The sequence below is a fragment of the Methanothermobacter sp. THM-1 genome, from assembly GCF_009914355.1.
In the GTDB taxonomy this organism is placed as follows: domain Archaea; phylum Methanobacteriota; class Methanobacteria; order Methanobacteriales; family Methanothermobacteraceae; genus Methanothermobacter; species Methanothermobacter wolfei.
On record NZ_CP044013.1, the window covers coordinates 714,961 to 731,473 of the forward strand.

General features: G+C 48.3%; 19 protein-coding genes. 12 read left to right on the plus strand and 7 right to left on the minus strand.

The annotated features are described in order from the left end of the window. Positions 1-2 precede the first annotated feature (2 nt). Complete coding sequence (locus FZP57_RS03865; RefSeq protein WP_191216511.1) at positions 3-2,105, minus strand: STT3 domain-containing protein; 2,103 nt, start codon at positions 2,103-2,105, stop codon at positions 3-5. Positions 2,106-2,209: 104 nt separating this feature from the next. Between FZP57_RS03865 and FZP57_RS03870 the strand changes: the two genes are divergently transcribed. From FZP57_RS03870 to FZP57_RS03880, 3 genes are read left to right on the plus strand one after another with little or no spacing between them, the layout of a single operon-like run. Further along, positions 2,210-3,358, plus strand: a complete 1,149-nt coding sequence (locus FZP57_RS03870; RefSeq protein ID WP_191216512.1) for an A24 family peptidase C-terminal domain-containing protein — start codon at positions 2,210-2,212, stop codon at positions 3,356-3,358. Positions 3,359-3,418: 60 nt separating this feature from the next. Next, positions 3,419-3,850: a class III signal peptide-containing protein gene (locus FZP57_RS03875; protein WP_191216513.1), complete on the plus strand. Its 432-nt coding sequence runs from the start codon at positions 3,419-3,421 to the stop codon at positions 3,848-3,850. Between the two features lie 9 nt (positions 3,851-3,859). Beyond that, positions 3,860-4,756, plus strand: a complete 897-nt coding sequence (locus FZP57_RS03880; RefSeq protein ID WP_238337985.1) for a DUF2101 family protein — start codon at positions 3,860-3,862, stop codon at positions 4,754-4,756. A gap of 61 nt (positions 4,757-4,817) precedes the next feature. On the opposite strand, the gene FZP57_RS03885 is transcribed toward FZP57_RS03880, so the two are convergent. Then, a complete protein-coding gene (locus FZP57_RS03885) occupies positions 4,818-5,207 on the minus strand; it encodes a hypothetical protein (RefSeq protein ID WP_074358864.1) in 390 nt (129 codons plus the stop codon). A 94-nt stretch (positions 5,208-5,301) separates the two neighbouring features. Here FZP57_RS03885 and FZP57_RS03890 point away from each other — a divergent pair, with 94 nt between their 5' ends. The 7 genes from FZP57_RS03890 (at position 5,302) to FZP57_RS03920 (ending at position 11,840) form a co-directional block, all read left to right on the plus strand. After that, a complete protein-coding gene (locus FZP57_RS03890; protein ID WP_191216514.1) occupies positions 5,302-6,183 on the plus strand; it encodes a hypothetical protein in 882 nt (293 codons plus the stop codon). Between the two features lie 6 nt (positions 6,184-6,189). Further along, on the plus strand, positions 6,190-8,259 hold the full coding sequence (locus tag FZP57_RS03895) for a hypothetical protein (RefSeq protein WP_191216515.1): 2,070 nt from the start codon (positions 6,190-6,192) through the stop codon (positions 8,257-8,259). Positions 8,260-8,416: 157 nt separating this feature from the next. Further along, entirely contained in the window at positions 8,417-9,310 is an 894-nt protein-coding gene (locus FZP57_RS03900; RefSeq protein ID WP_238337986.1) for a hypothetical protein, read from the plus strand. A gap of 10 nt (positions 9,311-9,320) precedes the next feature. After that, the gene (locus tag FZP57_RS03905; RefSeq protein WP_191216516.1) at positions 9,321-9,710 is read left to right on the plus strand and encodes a hypothetical protein; all 390 of its coding nucleotides are present in this window, start codon (positions 9,321-9,323) and stop codon (positions 9,708-9,710) included. Between the two features lie 119 nt (positions 9,711-9,829). Further along, on the plus strand, positions 9,830-10,234 hold the full coding sequence (locus FZP57_RS03910; protein WP_074358869.1) for a PepSY domain-containing protein: 405 nt from the start codon (positions 9,830-9,832) through the stop codon (positions 10,232-10,234). 112 nt (positions 10,235-10,346) lie between these two features. Next, entirely contained in the window at positions 10,347-11,138 is a 792-nt protein-coding gene (locus FZP57_RS03915; protein ID WP_074358870.1) for a hypothetical protein, read from the plus strand. Between the two features lie 24 nt (positions 11,139-11,162). Continuing rightward, positions 11,163-11,840, plus strand: a complete 678-nt coding sequence (locus FZP57_RS03920) for a TIGR00289 family protein (RefSeq protein WP_074358871.1) — start codon at positions 11,163-11,165, stop codon at positions 11,838-11,840. A 121-nt stretch (positions 11,841-11,961) separates the two neighbouring features. On the opposite strand, the gene FZP57_RS03925 is transcribed toward FZP57_RS03920, so the two are convergent. The 3 genes from FZP57_RS03925 to FZP57_RS03935 form a co-directional block, all read right to left on the minus strand. After that, positions 11,962-12,345, minus strand: a complete 384-nt coding sequence (locus FZP57_RS03925) for an RNA-binding domain-containing protein (protein ID WP_074358872.1) — start codon at positions 12,343-12,345, stop codon at positions 11,962-11,964. A gap of 33 nt (positions 12,346-12,378) precedes the next feature. Next, entirely contained in the window at positions 12,379-12,924 is a 546-nt protein-coding gene (locus tag FZP57_RS03930) for an AAA family ATPase (RefSeq protein WP_074358873.1), read from the minus strand. 75 nt (positions 12,925-12,999) lie between these two features. Continuing rightward, the gene (locus tag FZP57_RS03935) at positions 13,000-13,746 is read right to left on the minus strand and encodes a 4-phosphopantoate--beta-alanine ligase (protein ID WP_074358874.1); all 747 of its coding nucleotides are present in this window, start codon (positions 13,744-13,746) and stop codon (positions 13,000-13,002) included. A gap of 228 nt (positions 13,747-13,974) precedes the next feature. Between FZP57_RS03935 and FZP57_RS03940 the strand changes: the two genes are divergently transcribed. Together FZP57_RS03940 and FZP57_RS03945 are read left to right on the plus strand one after the other, a co-directional pair. Next, positions 13,975-14,190, plus strand: coding sequence for a hypothetical protein (locus FZP57_RS03940; protein WP_074358875.1), 216 nt, complete (start codon positions 13,975-13,977; stop codon positions 14,188-14,190). A gap of 14 nt (positions 14,191-14,204) precedes the next feature. After that, positions 14,205-15,227 carry a M42 family metallopeptidase gene (locus FZP57_RS03945; RefSeq protein WP_074358876.1) on the plus strand — a complete coding sequence of 341 codons (1,023 nt, stop codon included), beginning with the start codon at positions 14,205-14,207 and terminating at the stop codon, positions 15,225-15,227. Between the two features lie 16 nt (positions 15,228-15,243). Here FZP57_RS03945 and FZP57_RS03950 read toward each other — a convergent pair whose 3' ends face one another. Then, on the minus strand, positions 15,244-15,597 hold the full coding sequence (locus FZP57_RS03950; protein ID WP_074358877.1) for a hypothetical protein: 354 nt from the start codon (positions 15,595-15,597) through the stop codon (positions 15,244-15,246). 150 nt (positions 15,598-15,747) lie between these two features. Then, the gene (locus FZP57_RS03955) at positions 15,748-16,467 is read right to left on the minus strand and encodes an ATPase domain-containing protein (protein WP_238337987.1); all 720 of its coding nucleotides are present in this window, start codon (positions 16,465-16,467) and stop codon (positions 15,748-15,750) included. Positions 16,468-16,513 lie beyond the last annotated feature (46 nt).

Below are 16,513 nucleotides of genomic sequence, written 5' to 3' on the forward strand. Positions count from 1 at the left end.
ATTTATTCTATGGGTTCCCAGAGGGTCACGTCACCGCTCCTCATAACAGCCCTGAACCTACCGGCACCATCACCCATGAGGACGAGTCTGACGAAGAGAGAGTCCTCATATTTAACAGGAACAGTAACGGTCCGGTTCCTGTCCTTCAGGATATATACATTGAAGCCCGATGAGGGGTCAACGGTAACCACATCAACCCATCCTTTCTTGACGGTGAAGACCCTGCAGGGTTTCATCCCCTTAAAGAGGACGGTGCCGTTAAAGGTGACACCATCACTGCTTATAAGGGGGTTTCTGGAGATGATCTCACCTTCGGAGTAGAATGGCTTCACCGTGGGCCCCGTGAAGTTCCAGCTTCCATAGTAGAGTATCCAGTAACCCTTATCGATGAGGCTGTCAGAGGTTACAAGGACATACCCGGATCTCCTCTCCATTAAAGCTGCAATGGAATCCGCTGCCGAAGCACTGATCCCCAGGGACTCAAGGTAGGTCATTCGCTGGTCTTCATCCATTCTGATGAGCTCTTCAATTATCCTGACAGACCCTGCGGGGTCTCCTGTGGCATCATATACTTCAAGGTAGCATTCATCACCAGATGATGCCAGCATGCTGAGGATGCCATCTGCAAGGACAGGGTCCGATGTTGCAAGTGCCCTGTCCTGCCAGTATTCCCTCCATACACCTGGGACCCTGGGATCAAGGGGATAACCATGGTTCCGCACTGGCAACGTTTCAATATAGCCGAGCCTTCCATCGAAGTTAACGGGCCGATCAGCCATCCATGCGAAGAAGTGTCCATGGACCCAGTTACAGACCACAACTGTATCCTCCGCTGTGTTCTCCCTGATGTAAACTGCAGCATCCATCATACAGTCATCAACCCTGGGGTGGAGGCTGCCGTAACTGTCAAGGGCGATTAGGGGTGAGGGTAGGACAAGCATGACTATGATTGAGGCTGAAAGAAGACTCCTGAAGGGTGGGTCCATGTTTTTCCTGCGGGCGAGGCGGGTTCTTATTTCACTGAAGAAAAGGGCGGATGTTACAGAGAGGGGGGCTATGAGGACTTCAATGAAACGCAAACCCCCGCTGAGGCACACCAGACCCGCAACAAGCCAGATCATCACAGTCATGAACAGGAACCCATCATCACCCCTGAGCCTCCTCAGGGGCTCTAAACCCATTATCCCCGCAATCAGAAGGCCAGGACCTGTACCTGTTATGATTTCAGCAAATCCTGGAGGCTGAAGCTCTGTTATGTTCGCATAGGGACTGGGAAATGCACCTGTCATTGTGGATGACCCTGTATTCAGGATTTCAGGAAACAGCTGCCCTGCAGCACCGGAGGCCATAAGGGGGATCCCCCGTATGAGTGAAGGTATCCTCCCGGGATCCGTGAGTTCAATGAGGGCCGTGGTAATTAAGAGGAAGAGGAGGATGTTCCTGTCCCTGTACCTGAGTATGAATATCCCGCAGGAAACCAGGAGCACGTAATAGAGTATCTGCCAGCCGTTCCATGCAGTCGAGTAGAGGGTGATGAGCATGGCAGAGACGGTACTCCACCTCCAGTCATCCCTCCGCACTGAAAGGTAGAGTGAGTGGACCACCATGAGAGGGAAGAGGACATTGAATATGTCGGTATCATAAAATCCAGGGACGGTCCTCATGAAATAGAAGGGTGCTGTGACTGCAAGGAGCCCTGCAAGGCCGGATGAGAGATCATCACAGTCAAGGCTCCCTGCAAAGAGGAACACCGCAACCCCTGCAAGGGGGGAGACCACCGCAGGGAGCCAGAAGGCCAGTTCACTCAGGCTTAAAAACCGGGATGTTAGTAGATGAAGGATGATGGTGATGAAGGCGAGGAGGGGTGGATAGTCAAGGGGGACCCCTGGAGGATAGTATGAGTGCCGGTCCCATCCATCACCATCAGAGAGTTCGCCATGATCCAGGAGGTTCATGGCGAGCCTGAGGTTATAGTATGAGTCCATATCATACATGAGGGGTTCATGGTGCCTTTCACTATGCAGGCTGCTGTTATCGGTACCTGCCCTTACCGCAAAGCCGGTAGTAAGGAGGATGAATATTACTATCAGGGATCCTCTGGTCAACTTTATCATCTGCCATGTATGTTTACATCCTACTTTTATCATAAAATTATAAATATGGACAGCCCGAGAGTATTCCTAGTATATAAGCATATGGAGTGATTATCATGATTATAGATATCTTAACGGTTTTAATAGCAGTTCTGGTCTGTCTTTACGCATCCTACAGTGACCTGAAGAAGGGTATTATCCCCAACAGGATCACCTTTCCTGTTATAGGGGCGGGTCTTGGTATAAATGCTTTGAAGGCCTATCTACTTGAGGATCCATGGTTATTCATTTACACGGCAATCTTCACTGCAGGAATATTTGCACTGGGCTACATCCTCTGGAGGATGGGGGCATGGGCCGGTGGTGATGTCAAGCTCTTCACGGCGGTAACAGCTCTCCTCCCCTTCCAGCCACACATCATAGACTACAAGTTCATGGGAATAAACTTCCCTGTAACAGCCCTCTACCCTTTTCCTCTCACGGTTATCATAAACAGCATACTCTCCCTCCTACCCTTCCTACTCATATTCGTGTTCTTCATAATCTACACATCCCGCAGGGAACTGATGGATGAATTCATGGAGCCGCTGAAGCAGTACCGGGCCAACATGCTACTGTCCCTGGTCATAACATCTGCAGTAACACTCTCATTCATTGTAATAGATTTCCTGCCATTCCAGATCATAATACTGACACTCTTGGTGATCTACCTCCTCACAATGGCCATATCAAAGCTTCCGCCACGCTTAAAGGCCATTGTTGTCTCAGCTGTCCTCGTGTACTCCCTCTACAGGAACTTTGAGCTTACGGTGAGCGGTGTTGTTATACTCTGGGTGTCCATCACCATCATCCAGCTCATCAGGAAGCTCCTGACATCTGTTGCAAGGGAGGCCCTCCAGGACACGGTGAAGGTGAGTGAACTCCGTGAGGGCATGATACTCGCACACTCACTCTACAGGAGGGGGGATGACTACTACTTTGATGACGCATCCTTCCTTGACAGGTTCAGGACAGCCGCAAGGACAGGTGATGTATCCTCTCTTACATACCGTGGTGAACCTGTGGTATCTGCAATGGCTGCGGGTCTCCGGGAGGAGGAGATTGAGACCCTCAGGGGGCTGGTATCTGAGGGTAAGATAAGGGATGAGTTCCGTGTAAGGAGGGGTATGCCATTTGCCCCTGCAATATTCATCGGACTCATGATCTCACTCCTGGTGGGGGACCTTGCAATGCTACTCTCAAGGGTCCTTGATGTGATATTCTAGCCAAATCTTATATGTTGTGCTGAACATAGAATCTATTAGAGATATGTACAGGTGATCTTGATGGATAATGGGGGACAGGTTTCCCTTGAATACCTCCTGCTGATACTTGTCGTCATACTTGTACTTGGAGGCGTGACGATACCCCTCATAGGCAGCTCCATAGAGGCGAGTACGGATGTTTCAAGGGCCTCTGATGCAAAGATAGCCGTCCAGACCCTTGCCGATGCCGCGGATATAGTCTACTCCAATGGACCAGGTGCCAAGAGGACCGTGAGTTTCTACATACCGGTAGACGGCACACTGCTTGCAGGTAACAGCAGTGTAATATTCACGGTAACCTACACCAACGGAACGAGGTCAAATATAACAGCCAGCACACAGTACAATATAACAGCCAGTGCAACCCAGCTCACCAGGGGATGGTACACGGCTGTGGTTTACTGGCCTCTTAACTCAAGCACGGTATCTGTAATCAACATTACAAGGAAATAGGGAGAGATCATGATGGGTTTTTTTTCAAGGCTGGGTAAGGCAGTGATAACACTTTTCAATATTATAGGAACGGTCATATTCTGGATAATCGAACTCCCGGGAGTGATAAGGCAGCTGCCCTCCATCATAAGGGAGGGCGTATCAGGGGTTGATATGAATGGTATCATGGAGAGGGTCCATGAGAGGACAAGGGGCCTTGCCAGGGAGATAAATACCGGGCAGGATGAGGAGATCCAGGAGATCCTTGAAGAGGCCCGTAACCATAACATCGATATCCCCAGGGATGATGCGCCCATAATCATAAAGTCCCAGGGCTTTGACCCCTCTGAAAAGGAGAACGCTGTCCTTAAACTTCAGATTGCGGCTTCACTCTTCATCATAGCATCCATCGTATACGTCTTCAACTTCATATCCATCATCATATTCGTGCCGGTGGCACTCATACTTGTTGCCCTTGTTGTATACATCCTCTACAGGCAGATAAGGGTCATGTACCCGGCTGACTTTGAGGCCTACAGGGACTTCTTCTTCATGTACATGGCTGTTGGCCTTGTTATCATCATAGTATCAGGAAACCCATTCCTGACAATGGCGTTTCCCTTCCTGTTCTTCCCCTCCCTCACGATATTCATATTCGCTGTGCTTGCAGCTGCAGCGGTGTTCCTCATATTCAGAATAAGGTATGTGCGTGATTACACCTTCGGTGAGGTTATTGATGCAGGTGAGAACACATCCTATGTCAGGGTTGACTATGATATAAGGAGCAATGTGAAGCCCGATGTCTACATAGTTGAGAACAATGGCTTCGATGTCAGGGTCCATGATACCGTGAAGCTTGCGGTTGATGGCTCGATCATGAGTATGAGGGGTAACAGGCCCGTAAGGATCATAGGTGTTGAAGAATAAGCTTCTATTTTTTATATGCTGAGGGTTAGAGGTACTGTTTCAGGAATAGGTTTTTAGTTTTTTATGGGCTGAGGGTTACTGTGTAAGTTTTATCTCCAAGTTTAACCGTCGTGTCATTAACCCTCACACATCCTCCAAGGTTGAGGATGTATTCAACCGTCCGGTTAATGACCGTGGCCCTGTAATTCTGGGGCAGAGGACTGTCAAGGTTTATGGTCACCGTCTTATTCCTGTCCCCTGTGATCCTCACACCCATAACCTTCACAGGCTTCATGGACACGTTGGAGTAAGTGATCTCCGCAACAGCACTTGAAGCCCCCTCCTTTGCAGAGGCAGCAATACTGTTTTCCTGTGACTGGGGACCTGCTATTGAGGAGAAAACAAGTACTATTATGAGTATGAATGAAGCGATAAGCAGGAACTCTGCAGATACCTGGCCCCTTAAATCCATAACAGATCATCTCCAGAAAATATTATAGATCAACAGATATATATAATGTTTCATCTCATAAATGAACACAGATAAGGGGAAGGGGATAAATTATATGGATATGCTGTCTGATAGACGGGGATTTGCATTTTCACTTGACATTCTACTTGCACTCATACCACTGACGATCCTCCTCGGTATGCTGGCTGCGGATATGGACAACATAATGTACCTCACCCAGAGCACCATATACCAGAGCTCACTGGATCGCCACGCCTCAGATGTTGCAGACGCCCTTGTTGAGACTTCAGGGGTACCATTCGACTGGGAAAAGAGAGGGAACCCGCAGACAGTCGGCCTTGCAAGGCATGACCCAGTTAAAGGTCTTCCACAGAAGAACTACCTCTCACCCTCAAAGGTGGCGGGTATAAATACCACGAATATGGGTGAACTTATAGGGCCCAGGTACGGCTATTACATCAACATAACAACAGCAGAGGGACTTACAATCAGGACCCTCGGCACGCTGAACACAAGCGCAAGTGACATCGTGAGGGTTGAACGCTATGTCCTCACAAGTAAGGTGGAGCGTGTGGGTTCAATAGAGGGCCTTATAAGGGACGCGGGACAGCCAAGAACCTACACCACCAATTTCCCGACCAATGAGGCTTACCTACGAATCTATGACTACTGGATCCTCGTGATTAACAGGGGATATAATTCTGCCTTTGTTGATGTTAACAACAACCGTGTGGTGCCACCAAACGATATAAATCAGCATGTAACCGAGATAAAGCGGCAGATAAATGAAACCTACCTCTACAATGACACCATCTTCAGGGATAACATACTCAGCGTGAGGACCCAGAGTAACCCCGGCGCCTCCATGGATGTTTACATACTTGCAGCTCCAAAGGGCACACCTCCGGGGCAGATAACTCTGGATAATGTTAGACTCAGACCGGCTAAATTCATACTTTACCTGTGGATAAGGTGATTTATCATGATCCGTGATCTTAGCAGCGATGAGGGTGGATTAATATTCACAACAGATGCTGTACTTGCACTTATAGTGGTATTCATCCTGACAGCTTCAATTGCAACCTACTTTGCACTCCCATCATACATGGGCTCTGATCACCAGCACCTCGAGACCATGGCGGCGGATGCCCTTGACATCATGAGGGAGGACGGGACACTCTACTCTGCAGCCGCAATGTACTCAAGAAACAATACTGCAGGTGCAGAGAACCTCATAAAACAGGATCTTAACTCCATCCTCCCACCAGGGGTCGGGTATGAATTCCAGATAGGCACCTACCCTGCCATAAGGAATGATAGCGGAATACTTGTCGCAAGGGACACAGCATCAAGGGCCATTGTAATCTCGGGGCCTGAGGAGGGCTGGCTCGGACGTGCATGGTACAAGCAGGAGGAGGTGACCCTTGAGGACCAAGAGATAAACTCAACCACGACGGTCTGGAACTTCCACAACTGGTTAACCAACTTCTGGAACCGACTTTATTCAAGACCCTACTGGGGCTACCAGACAAGCCCCAGGAACATCAGCTTCTCTGTCCCATCAACAAATATCCACTGGGGAAAATTCCTGATGGGATCATGCAACAGAGTGAACAGGCCATCCTACGGCGCGAACGTTGTAATAAACAACGTACCCCACATTGTAGGGAATGACAGCTTCACATTCCTCAACCTGAGACCTGGCACAACAAGGGAGCGAATGTACAACTACCAGGGCAACATCACCTCCCTCACAGGGGGCGCCAACAACTTCTATGTACGGTTCACCAACATGACCACAACTGGTTACTCTGACTATGACCTTCCATGGTTTTCAATCATAGCAAACTACACCACCACCATAAAGGTGCCCAAGGGTATCATCACCAGAACCTACCAGTTCAATGATGCTGCTGGACTGGCCGTGCCCAGCCAGACAAGGCTCGACCTGAACAGGACCATGGGTTATGGCCGTATATATGACCTCAACACGGGTACTGTCACGAACCTCAATACGAGGAGGGTGATAGCCTGGAGCAGCATGGTGAGGCAGAACCATATATACTCTGATGGACTTCCATTTGTAATCGATAATGTTAATGGAAGAGGGGCTGATGGATGCGCAGTCAGCGTTACCCAGGATATACCCATACCTGCCGGTTCAAGGATACTGGACGCCTACACCATCGTGAACCCCTATGGTGGTGTGGACAATGCCCTGGTGGAGGTCTGGAATGGTACAGCATGGAACGTGGCCTTCTGTTCCTTCAACTATGGAAGGGTAACCTACAGTACAGTCAGTGATGGATACGGTAACGTCCCGGGCATAATTTATGTGAGGGACTACCTGCGGGCAGGTCAGACAAATAAGGTCCGGGTTACGATATGGGATAACGTTCCCGGGCAGGACTATGACCTTGTTGGACTCGTTGACTCCTACACCACAGTCTCCTACACGTCTCTCCCAATCCAGTGGAACAACTACCCCTTCAACAGCTACCAGAACTCAACCAATGTATCAGCACCTGTAAGACAATTCACCATTGGCCCAGACGCCAAGAAAGTCCTGCTCTTTGTGGGCGCAGGTCTTGATACAAAATCAGTGAAGGTCGAGGTTAAAAACTCAACAAGTGCCTGGACCCAGCTCTACAGCGGCCCTGTCCCCTTCTCACTGGATATCGGGGCAATTGATGCTGCTGGAAGCAGGATATTCGCAACAGGCAGTCCTGGCAACTACAGTACAAGACCCGGCACATATAATATCCGCGTGACAGTAAACTCAGGGCAGGGCTGGGAGTCAGGCGACTCCAATGCAGAGATCTACTCCGGTACACGTGTCGCCGTCATCTACCCCAAGTTCCTTGCAAACATGTGGGCCACCCAGTACTCAAATGACGCCTACACGGCCCAGGCCCTGGCTAAACAGGAGCTTATCGACATGCTCAGACAGTCAGGTTACACCATAGATGAACGCCTCATAAAGACGGAGGCACTCTACACAGGGGATATCCCCAACTCGTTACCCGTCAGACTGACACTATGGAGGAGTTGATTATGAGAATAATCCACGATGAGGATGGATATGCATTCACACCACTTGCAGTGCTCCTCTTCATACCGGTCATTATAATCGCAATATCCTATGGCAACATAGTCAATGAGGCCAACATGCTGGCCGGCCTTGCAACAGGGGGGACGTTACCGTCACCGTGGCAGCCTCCATATACTCAACCATTGAAAAGGCTGCAGCAGACGCTGGGCGTAATGCTGCATACAATGCATCAAGGAATGTTATTGATAACGCAGAGTTCTTCCCCCATGGAACAAGCAAGGCAAATATAACAGGTAACATAGTTGATGCAATAAACTATAACGTTATAAACACGTCCCTTGAACTTGAAAGGCAGACAGGGCGTCAGATATACATAAACGACATCCCCATAACAAATTATACAAGCGCCACATTCACAATGGCAGATGTTAACATAACACAGGATGACCCCTTCGGCTTCAAGGTGAATATACGTGGGGGTATACCGATAAGGATAGTTCAGAAGGAGCAGGTATATGAGTTCAGGTTACCACCAACATCAGCCTATGTGAGCATTGAGGGTATAGAGGACCCCTACATCTGGATAAACACAAAGTTTCGTCAGAGTAACGTCATATACAAGTACCCATACTATGCAACTAACGGCTCATATCGAGATTACCGTATGAATGAGAGCGTTGATAGTGACAGCCACCTTCAGAACCTGTGGTACTGTTTAAACGGAACAGATAACCCCAGCAATATAACACCACGCTCCTACTACTTCATTGACCCCTACGGACTTTCATTCTTTGATAGACTTGAGAACCGTTCAACATCAGCTGACCCGGAATATACCCGTATGAGCACCTTCATCCTCGGGGATCCGCTCCTTGAGGACCATAACGGTAACCAGTACATCTCAAAGGTTGATAGGGACTATTTCAGGGGAATTCCAGGTACAGCCATAAGGGTGAGGGGCAGTGACATGAGCGACCCCCTGGGCGCCCTGTTCTGCCTCTCCCAGACATATAAGGATCTTCTTGGACTTGCAGCAAATAATTACACTTAATGGTGGTTTAATGGATGATAAGGGTATTTTAAGCATAGACTTCATCTTCGCAACCCTCATAGCCATACTGATAATGGCGGGGATGGTGGCAATGGTTAACAATGAACTCTCAAGGACGCAGACTGGGGAACTTGGAGAGGCAAGGATGGTCGGCGAACGCGTGGCAGGAGCTGTCAATGCAGCCTACACCAATGGACCGGGATTCGCTGCAAATATAACAATACCATCCCATCTTAACTGTACGGTTGAAGTGAGGAACGGTGAGGTCAGGGTCTTTTACGGGACATATACAGTGAACCTGGACATCATCCCCAAGGTCAATGTCACCACAACCAACATGACACCCGGAAAATATACCGTGATGAACAGGAATGGTACGGTGATTATAACTCGGATATGAAGTAATTTCTGTATGTTGATGGAAGGAATGGTACCGTATAATCATGATATCTTCCCGCATACCATATGGCTATTGAGTACGTTTAGCAAAACCATGAACTGATTTAGGAGGATTATAGATTGCTGGATGACCTAAGATGGGAGTATAAAGCACTTGGCCTCATAGTGATTATAGGATTATCCATAACAGCCTACTCTTACCTTTCAATGGGCGGCGGAGAGAGGGTATCCCTTTCAAATAACTCGGGAGATCAGCAGCCAGAGCCTGTCCCGATGCCCTTCCCTGAATATAACAGTACCGGCAGTACAGAAAATAATACAGGGAATATCACAGCCGAGGAGGCGAGGCAGATAGCGGCTGAATCAGGGTACACCGCAGGCGACCCCACAATGGGTTCAATAAATATCAACGGCACACAGATACCTGTATGGGTTGTTCCACTCCAGAGGGGTGGGAAAACCGTGAGGGAGGTCTATGTAAGGTTAGAAGATGGGGAGATCCTTGGAAGCAGGGAGTTCAGTTAAATACTTGTCTTCATGGTCAGAAAAACCATAATTTACCAGAATCACAACATATTTAAGTGGAGCATGGATATACTAATGATAACTGATCTCACAAGGATTCCTGGTGGATAACATGGATACGCTGACTGTAATCGTGATGCTAGCTCTTTTCATTCTTCTCCTTGGGTTCATATTCTCTGCAGGGCTCATGACACCTGTAATCGGGAAGAAAAACATTTTCTTTGTGATATTCATAGGATTCATTGCGGGGGTTATTGGAGGGATCTTTCTCATATCACCGGTCTATGATGAACTCCCCTTCATCGTAAGGAACATTTACATGTCAACCTCCGATGTGAATGAAACCATCACCGCCGACGTATCAGCAGGTAAGGATATACTAAGGTTTATGGATGAACTCTCTGCCCAGGATGGTGTTGAGGCCGTCTACTCTGAAGGGATCTTCCTGAAAACTGACAGATTCTCAGAGAGCCGTAAACGTATAATAGAGGATAAGATTTCATTGATAGACCCCAATATAACCTCCTGGCAGGTTCACACCAACGGGACAATAATACTCCAGGTTAAAAAGGGCCATAACCCTGTCAGGACCCTCGATACCCTTTCAGAGTGGCTCATGTACACCGGAGGTATAAATACATGTTACAGTGCAGTGCACCTTGTGGTGACTGTAAGGCCAGATAAGGTGGATTCAATCGTTTCCTACCTCCAGGCAAGGGATGTTGTGGTAACAGGGATTAAAGGACCTGCAGAGGAGAAGGCTGCTGCTTTTAAGGCAGCATTACCTGATAAGTCCAACATAATACTGTTCTGCGGATTCCTTGGCATGTTAACAGGTATTGCAGGTGTCTTCATAGATTCCATCATAGCATTCATCGGGAAGATAAGGGGCAGGGAGGCATGAGATTCCTGGATGGAGTAAAAGATCATGAAGTCCGTGGTTCTATATTCAGGTGGCAAGGACAGTACAATGGCACTCTACCATGCCCTAAGGGAGTCCGAGGTCCTATTCCTTTTATCGATGGTATCGGAGAACAGTGAGTCCCACATGTACCATGTGCCCAACATCAGACTCACAAGGCTCCTCTCAGAGGCCGTGGGGATACCGCTGATTGAAGCAGAAACTGAGGGTGTTGAGGAGGAAGAGGTTGAGGACCTTGCAGGGATACTTGAGGAGCTCAAAGGGCAGGGTGTTGAGGCAGTCTACTCAGGAGCCCTCTATTCTGAATACCAGAAGTCAAGGATAGACTCCATCTGCAGCAGGCTTGGTCTGAGGTCAGTCGCACCCCTATGGCAGAGGGATCCCCTGGAGTATATGGAGGAGATTGTTGACCTTGGATTTAAGGTTATGGTGACCGCCGTTGCAGCTGAGGGGCTTGATGAGTCATGGCTTGGGAGGATAATTGACAGGGGGATGATAGCTGAACTTGCAGATCTCAGTGAAAGGTACGGTATAAACCCCGCCTTTGAGGGGGGTGAAGCAGAATCCCTGGTCCTTGACGGGCCCATATTCAGTAAGAGGCTTGAAATAGTTGAATATGAGAAGAAATGGTTCTTTGATAACGGTTTTATTGATATAAAAAAAGCTGTTCTTGTGGATAAATGATTTTTTAGGTTGTGTGTAGTTTCAAAGAGACCTTTTCCTCTAGATGGGTTATTTTTAGGTTGCAGGTTACGGAGAGGGCCGTTCCTCTGTATAATTCACTCTTTGAGGTTCAGGATGAACCTTAATCAGCTATTCTGGGGGTCAGCCAGTCTATAAATCCTGTTATATCATCACATCTTACCTTCACCATGATATCTCCGAGGGCAGAGACGGGTTCTTCAAGGACATTAACCCTTCCTATAAGTGCTGCCTGCTTGTTAATGTACATCATGGTTGAGTTGCCCCTCATATTGTTGAGGAGCACGGTCCTTGCTGTTGAGCGTATCCTTCTCTTCTCAAGGGCTTCCCTGAGTTCCATGAGGTCTTCAAGGCCCCCCTGTCCTGTGATCATTTCTTCCTGAATTTCAGGTTCAATTCCAGGGAAGACGTTGGTTATGGCCTCTGAAACCTTATCAGGATTCTCTGTGGGTTTAACAGGGGCTCTGATGGTTACCTTACATTCCATTAACCTTCCTCCATGTTAAAGGGATATTAGGTTTTATTCACCTTTCCCATGTTTTCTCACGAGCTTTTTAATTATGGATTCGGCCTGTTTTTTTATTTTCCATATCGGGCCCTCATTGACTATCATGTAATCTGAGGATGCTATAACATCCCCTATGCCGAATCCAAGTTCCCTTTCATCCCTTTCAACAAATTTAGTGTATTCTGATGAGTCATCCTCTCTTCTACGCCTCTTAAGTCTTCTGAACCTTGTCTTCCGGCTTGAGAATATGGATATCACCCTGAAGCCGGGGAAGTTCCTCTTAAATATCTCAACCTCGTAGGGGCTCCTGATCCCCTCTATGAGGAACATGTCTGCATCAGAGTTCTTTATGATCTCAACACATTTTTCAGCGACAACGTACTTTCCATGTTCCTTCCTTAGCCTGACCGCGGTTACACCAGGGTCTTCACCCCTCCTCCGTGCTTCATCCCGTATAACATCCCCCATCCGTATAACCACGAATCCCATGGACTCAGCTATCCTTGATACAACGCCCTTCCCTGCACCGGGCATCCCTGAAACTCCAATAACCATCATTGTCCCACTCTTATCTTTCTAGGTTAAAGTTCTGGATTGTATTTTCTGGTGTCAAGTATTTCCTACTCTTCTAGGTTAAAGTTCTGGATTGTATCTTCTGATGTCAAGTAATTTAATGGTTTCTCTCAAGTTCTCCCTGTTATCAAATTCCTCAAGGATCCTCTCAAGTTCCTCCCTTTCACTCCCCCTGAGTTCCCTGACAGAGGCTGTGATGGCAGGCACAGCCCTTACTATGTTATCTGTTATGCTTATACTCGCCATCCTTGATGTCCTTGAGAGGGGGTTGAGGTCGACTGTTATAACAGTTTTACCTGATTTCCTCAGGATCTCTGTACGGTCACCGTCCTCAAGGGGTACGAGGACAACGTCTGCACTGTAGATACCATCAGGGCTTGCCGTGGCCCTCGGGCTCATGATCCCGTCAATATGGGTGAGTTTATCCACTCCAAGGACCTCATCAGCCCCCTTATCCCTCAGGACCTCCTCTATCAGCTTCACCCGCCTGGGGGTCCGGTGGAAGAGGTTGATCTCAATTTTACCCTTTAATTCGCGTGCCAGTTTAACCATTTCACCGGGGACAAGTGCTGCTGTGTTACCGTTAACCGATAATACAGGCTTCCTGGCGAGGAGCAGTGCAGCTGCAGCCGCCCTTATAGCCCTTTCTGCTGGTTTAGTGGTCTCCTCTCCCAGGAGGTAATCGAAGGCTTCGCCTCTCCCGTGTGCTATCATCCCTGAATCTGCAAGGATGCCCCTCTGCCAGGCATCCACTATCATCTCCCTGAGCCTCAGTGAATGGTAGCGTGGATGGTCCTCTGAAATCATGTTAATCTATTGCACTCTACCAGTATAATAAGTTTATCAGGACGGATTACTTGATGTGCAATGCTGTATCAGGGCCACACTGTGGCCTCGCGGTGTTCTGGAAAGGGCGGAGAATGACAGCTCATGTCCTTTATCATGTTCACATGGCTGCCGGGTTTTCATGAGGTGTCATTCACAGGTGCCTAAACTTTTATATAAAATCCAAGATACTAATTAGGAGGGATAGATATGGAAGATGAAGTTGAAATTAACCGTAAACCACGCAGACCGCCATCAGACAGGAGTCTCTGGGGAGTCTACCTTGGAATCATACTGATCATCATAGGAATACTCTGGTTTGCCTTTGCTGCGGGTATAATACCGCCCCAGTATTCAAGGTTCTGGCCCCAGGCCCTTCTGGTGATTATAGGACTTCTGGTACTTATTAAGTCACTTAAAAAATGATTCATGGTGGTTATATGAAGAAACTCATGAAGCGACTTTCACTTGCCAGTGGAGTCTCTGGCTTTGAGGATGAGGTAAGGGATATTATTGCATCTGAACTTGCAGATCATGTTGATGAAATAGAGGAGGACAGTCTCGGTAACATAATCGCCGTTAAGAGGGGTTCAGGTCCGGTTATCATGCTGGCAGCCCACATGGATGAGATCGGACTCATGGTGAGGCACATAGACAAGAAGGGATTCATCAGGTTTTCAAAGATAGGTGGTATCAGCGACCAGATGATCCTCAACCAGGCTGTCTGGATACATGGAAAGCAGGGCAGGGTTGCAGGCGTGATAGGGTCAAAGCCGCCTCACAGGATGAAGGCTGCTGAGAGGAAGAAGGTAACAACCCATGATAACATGTTCATTGATATCGGTGCATCCTCAAGGGAGGAGGCAGAGGAACTTGTCTCTGTGGGTGACCCGATAACCTTCCAGGCCCCCTACGCTGAACTCCCAAACTCCAGGTTTACGGGTAAGGCCCTTGATAACCGTATAGGCTGTCTGGTCATGATTGAGGTCCTCAGGAGGGTTAACTCAGAGGCCACCGTGTACGGTGTTGGCACGGTCCAGGAGGAGGTTGGCCTTAAGGGTGCCAGGACATCTGCCTTCAGGATAAACCCTGACATGGCCGTTGCCCTTGATGTCACCATTGCAGGGGATCACCCGGGTATGAAGGAGGATGAGGCACCTGCTAAGCTTGGTAAGGGACCTGCCATTATACTGACCGATGCCAGTGGGAGGGGTATCATCACCCATCCACGTGTAAGGGAGTGGCTCATTGAAACCGCGGAGGAAGAGGATATTCCAGTGCAGATTGAGGTGAGTGAGGGGGGTACAACCGATGCAACCGCAATACACCTCACAAGGGATGGTGTACCAGCCGGTGTGGTTTCTGTCCCAACAAGGTACATCCATACAACAGTGAGCATGGCGAGCATGAAGGACATTGAGATGACGGTTGACCTCCTCGTTAAAGCCATTGAAAGACTCTAAAAACTCACCTATTTTTTCACTGGTTTAAGTCCGGTTCCATTATTCTTTTCCCGGAGCTCAGTTCCTCGCAGGGTGTTTTCACACCCCGATGAGCGGCATCCAGTTCAATTATTCTTTTCCGGGAGTCCAGATAGAATATTGATGGACTGTCATCCCACTGGTCATACACCTCCACTATATATTGAGGACCCCCGTTCCCTTCTTCAGGGATGGCAGGTCTTCTTCTCAGCATATCATCGGCGGTTTTCTCAAAGACCATGGTCATTTCAGGGAATTCGTACTGTCCTTTACTTTTCTCAGGAACTATAGCCTCTTCAAAGAATTCGTACTGTCTACTGATTTCAAAGATCCTTATCAGAATCTTCTTCAACCAATCACCCCCTGGTGAAATTACAGATAATAATTAATAATATATTATCATATATAATTATTACTGATGCTGGTGTGCAGGGACACGATGTTAAAGGCAGAAACTTTCCATGAGATTTAAAAAAAGTTTTCCATGGGAGAATTTCAGGGCCTATTCCTCAGGGACTTCAATCACACGGAGCCCATCATCCGATATCATGTAGGGTATGAACTCCACGGGGGTCCTTGTACTGCGCATCTTGATGATGTCCATGACCCTCTCTCTTCTACCGGTGTAGGGGTTCTCCCTCTTTATAAGCCTTATGGCGCCGTAGACGGCAAAGAGCGCTATCTCATTGAATTCCCTTGAGGTTGCGCTGTCAAGTATGATCAGGGTGGTTATGTTCCTTTTTTTGAGCTCATAGATAAGAAGGTCGAACTGGTCCCTGAACTCGTATGTTGTCAGCTTCTCTGTCTGACTCCCGATACTGTCAATGACCAGGACTTCAATATCATCGGGGATCTCACTGATTATCTTCTTGAGGTTTCCCTTTATGGGTTCTGCGCCGATGTGCATCTCTGCCTCGGTGAGCCTGGCCTTCACTGCCGTCAGGCTCAGTATACGCAGGGTGCCTGGTTCCAGGAGGTCACCGATGTCCCAGCCCAGGGAGCTGCACTGGATCCTGAGGTCGGTTTCATCCTCCTCTGTTGTTATGTAAAGGGTCCTGAGCCCTGCCCTGGCGCTCTGGATCGCGAACTGAAGCGCCATGATGGTCTTCCCTGAACCGGCATCACCCGTGATAAGAATGCTCCTCCCCACAGGGTATCCGCCTATTATCTCATCAAGGCCCTCTACACCCGTCCCTATCCTCTGTATCCCTTCATCACTCAATCAAAAACCCCCTATCAGTAATATTCTTCGGTTGCTTCCCCCATTT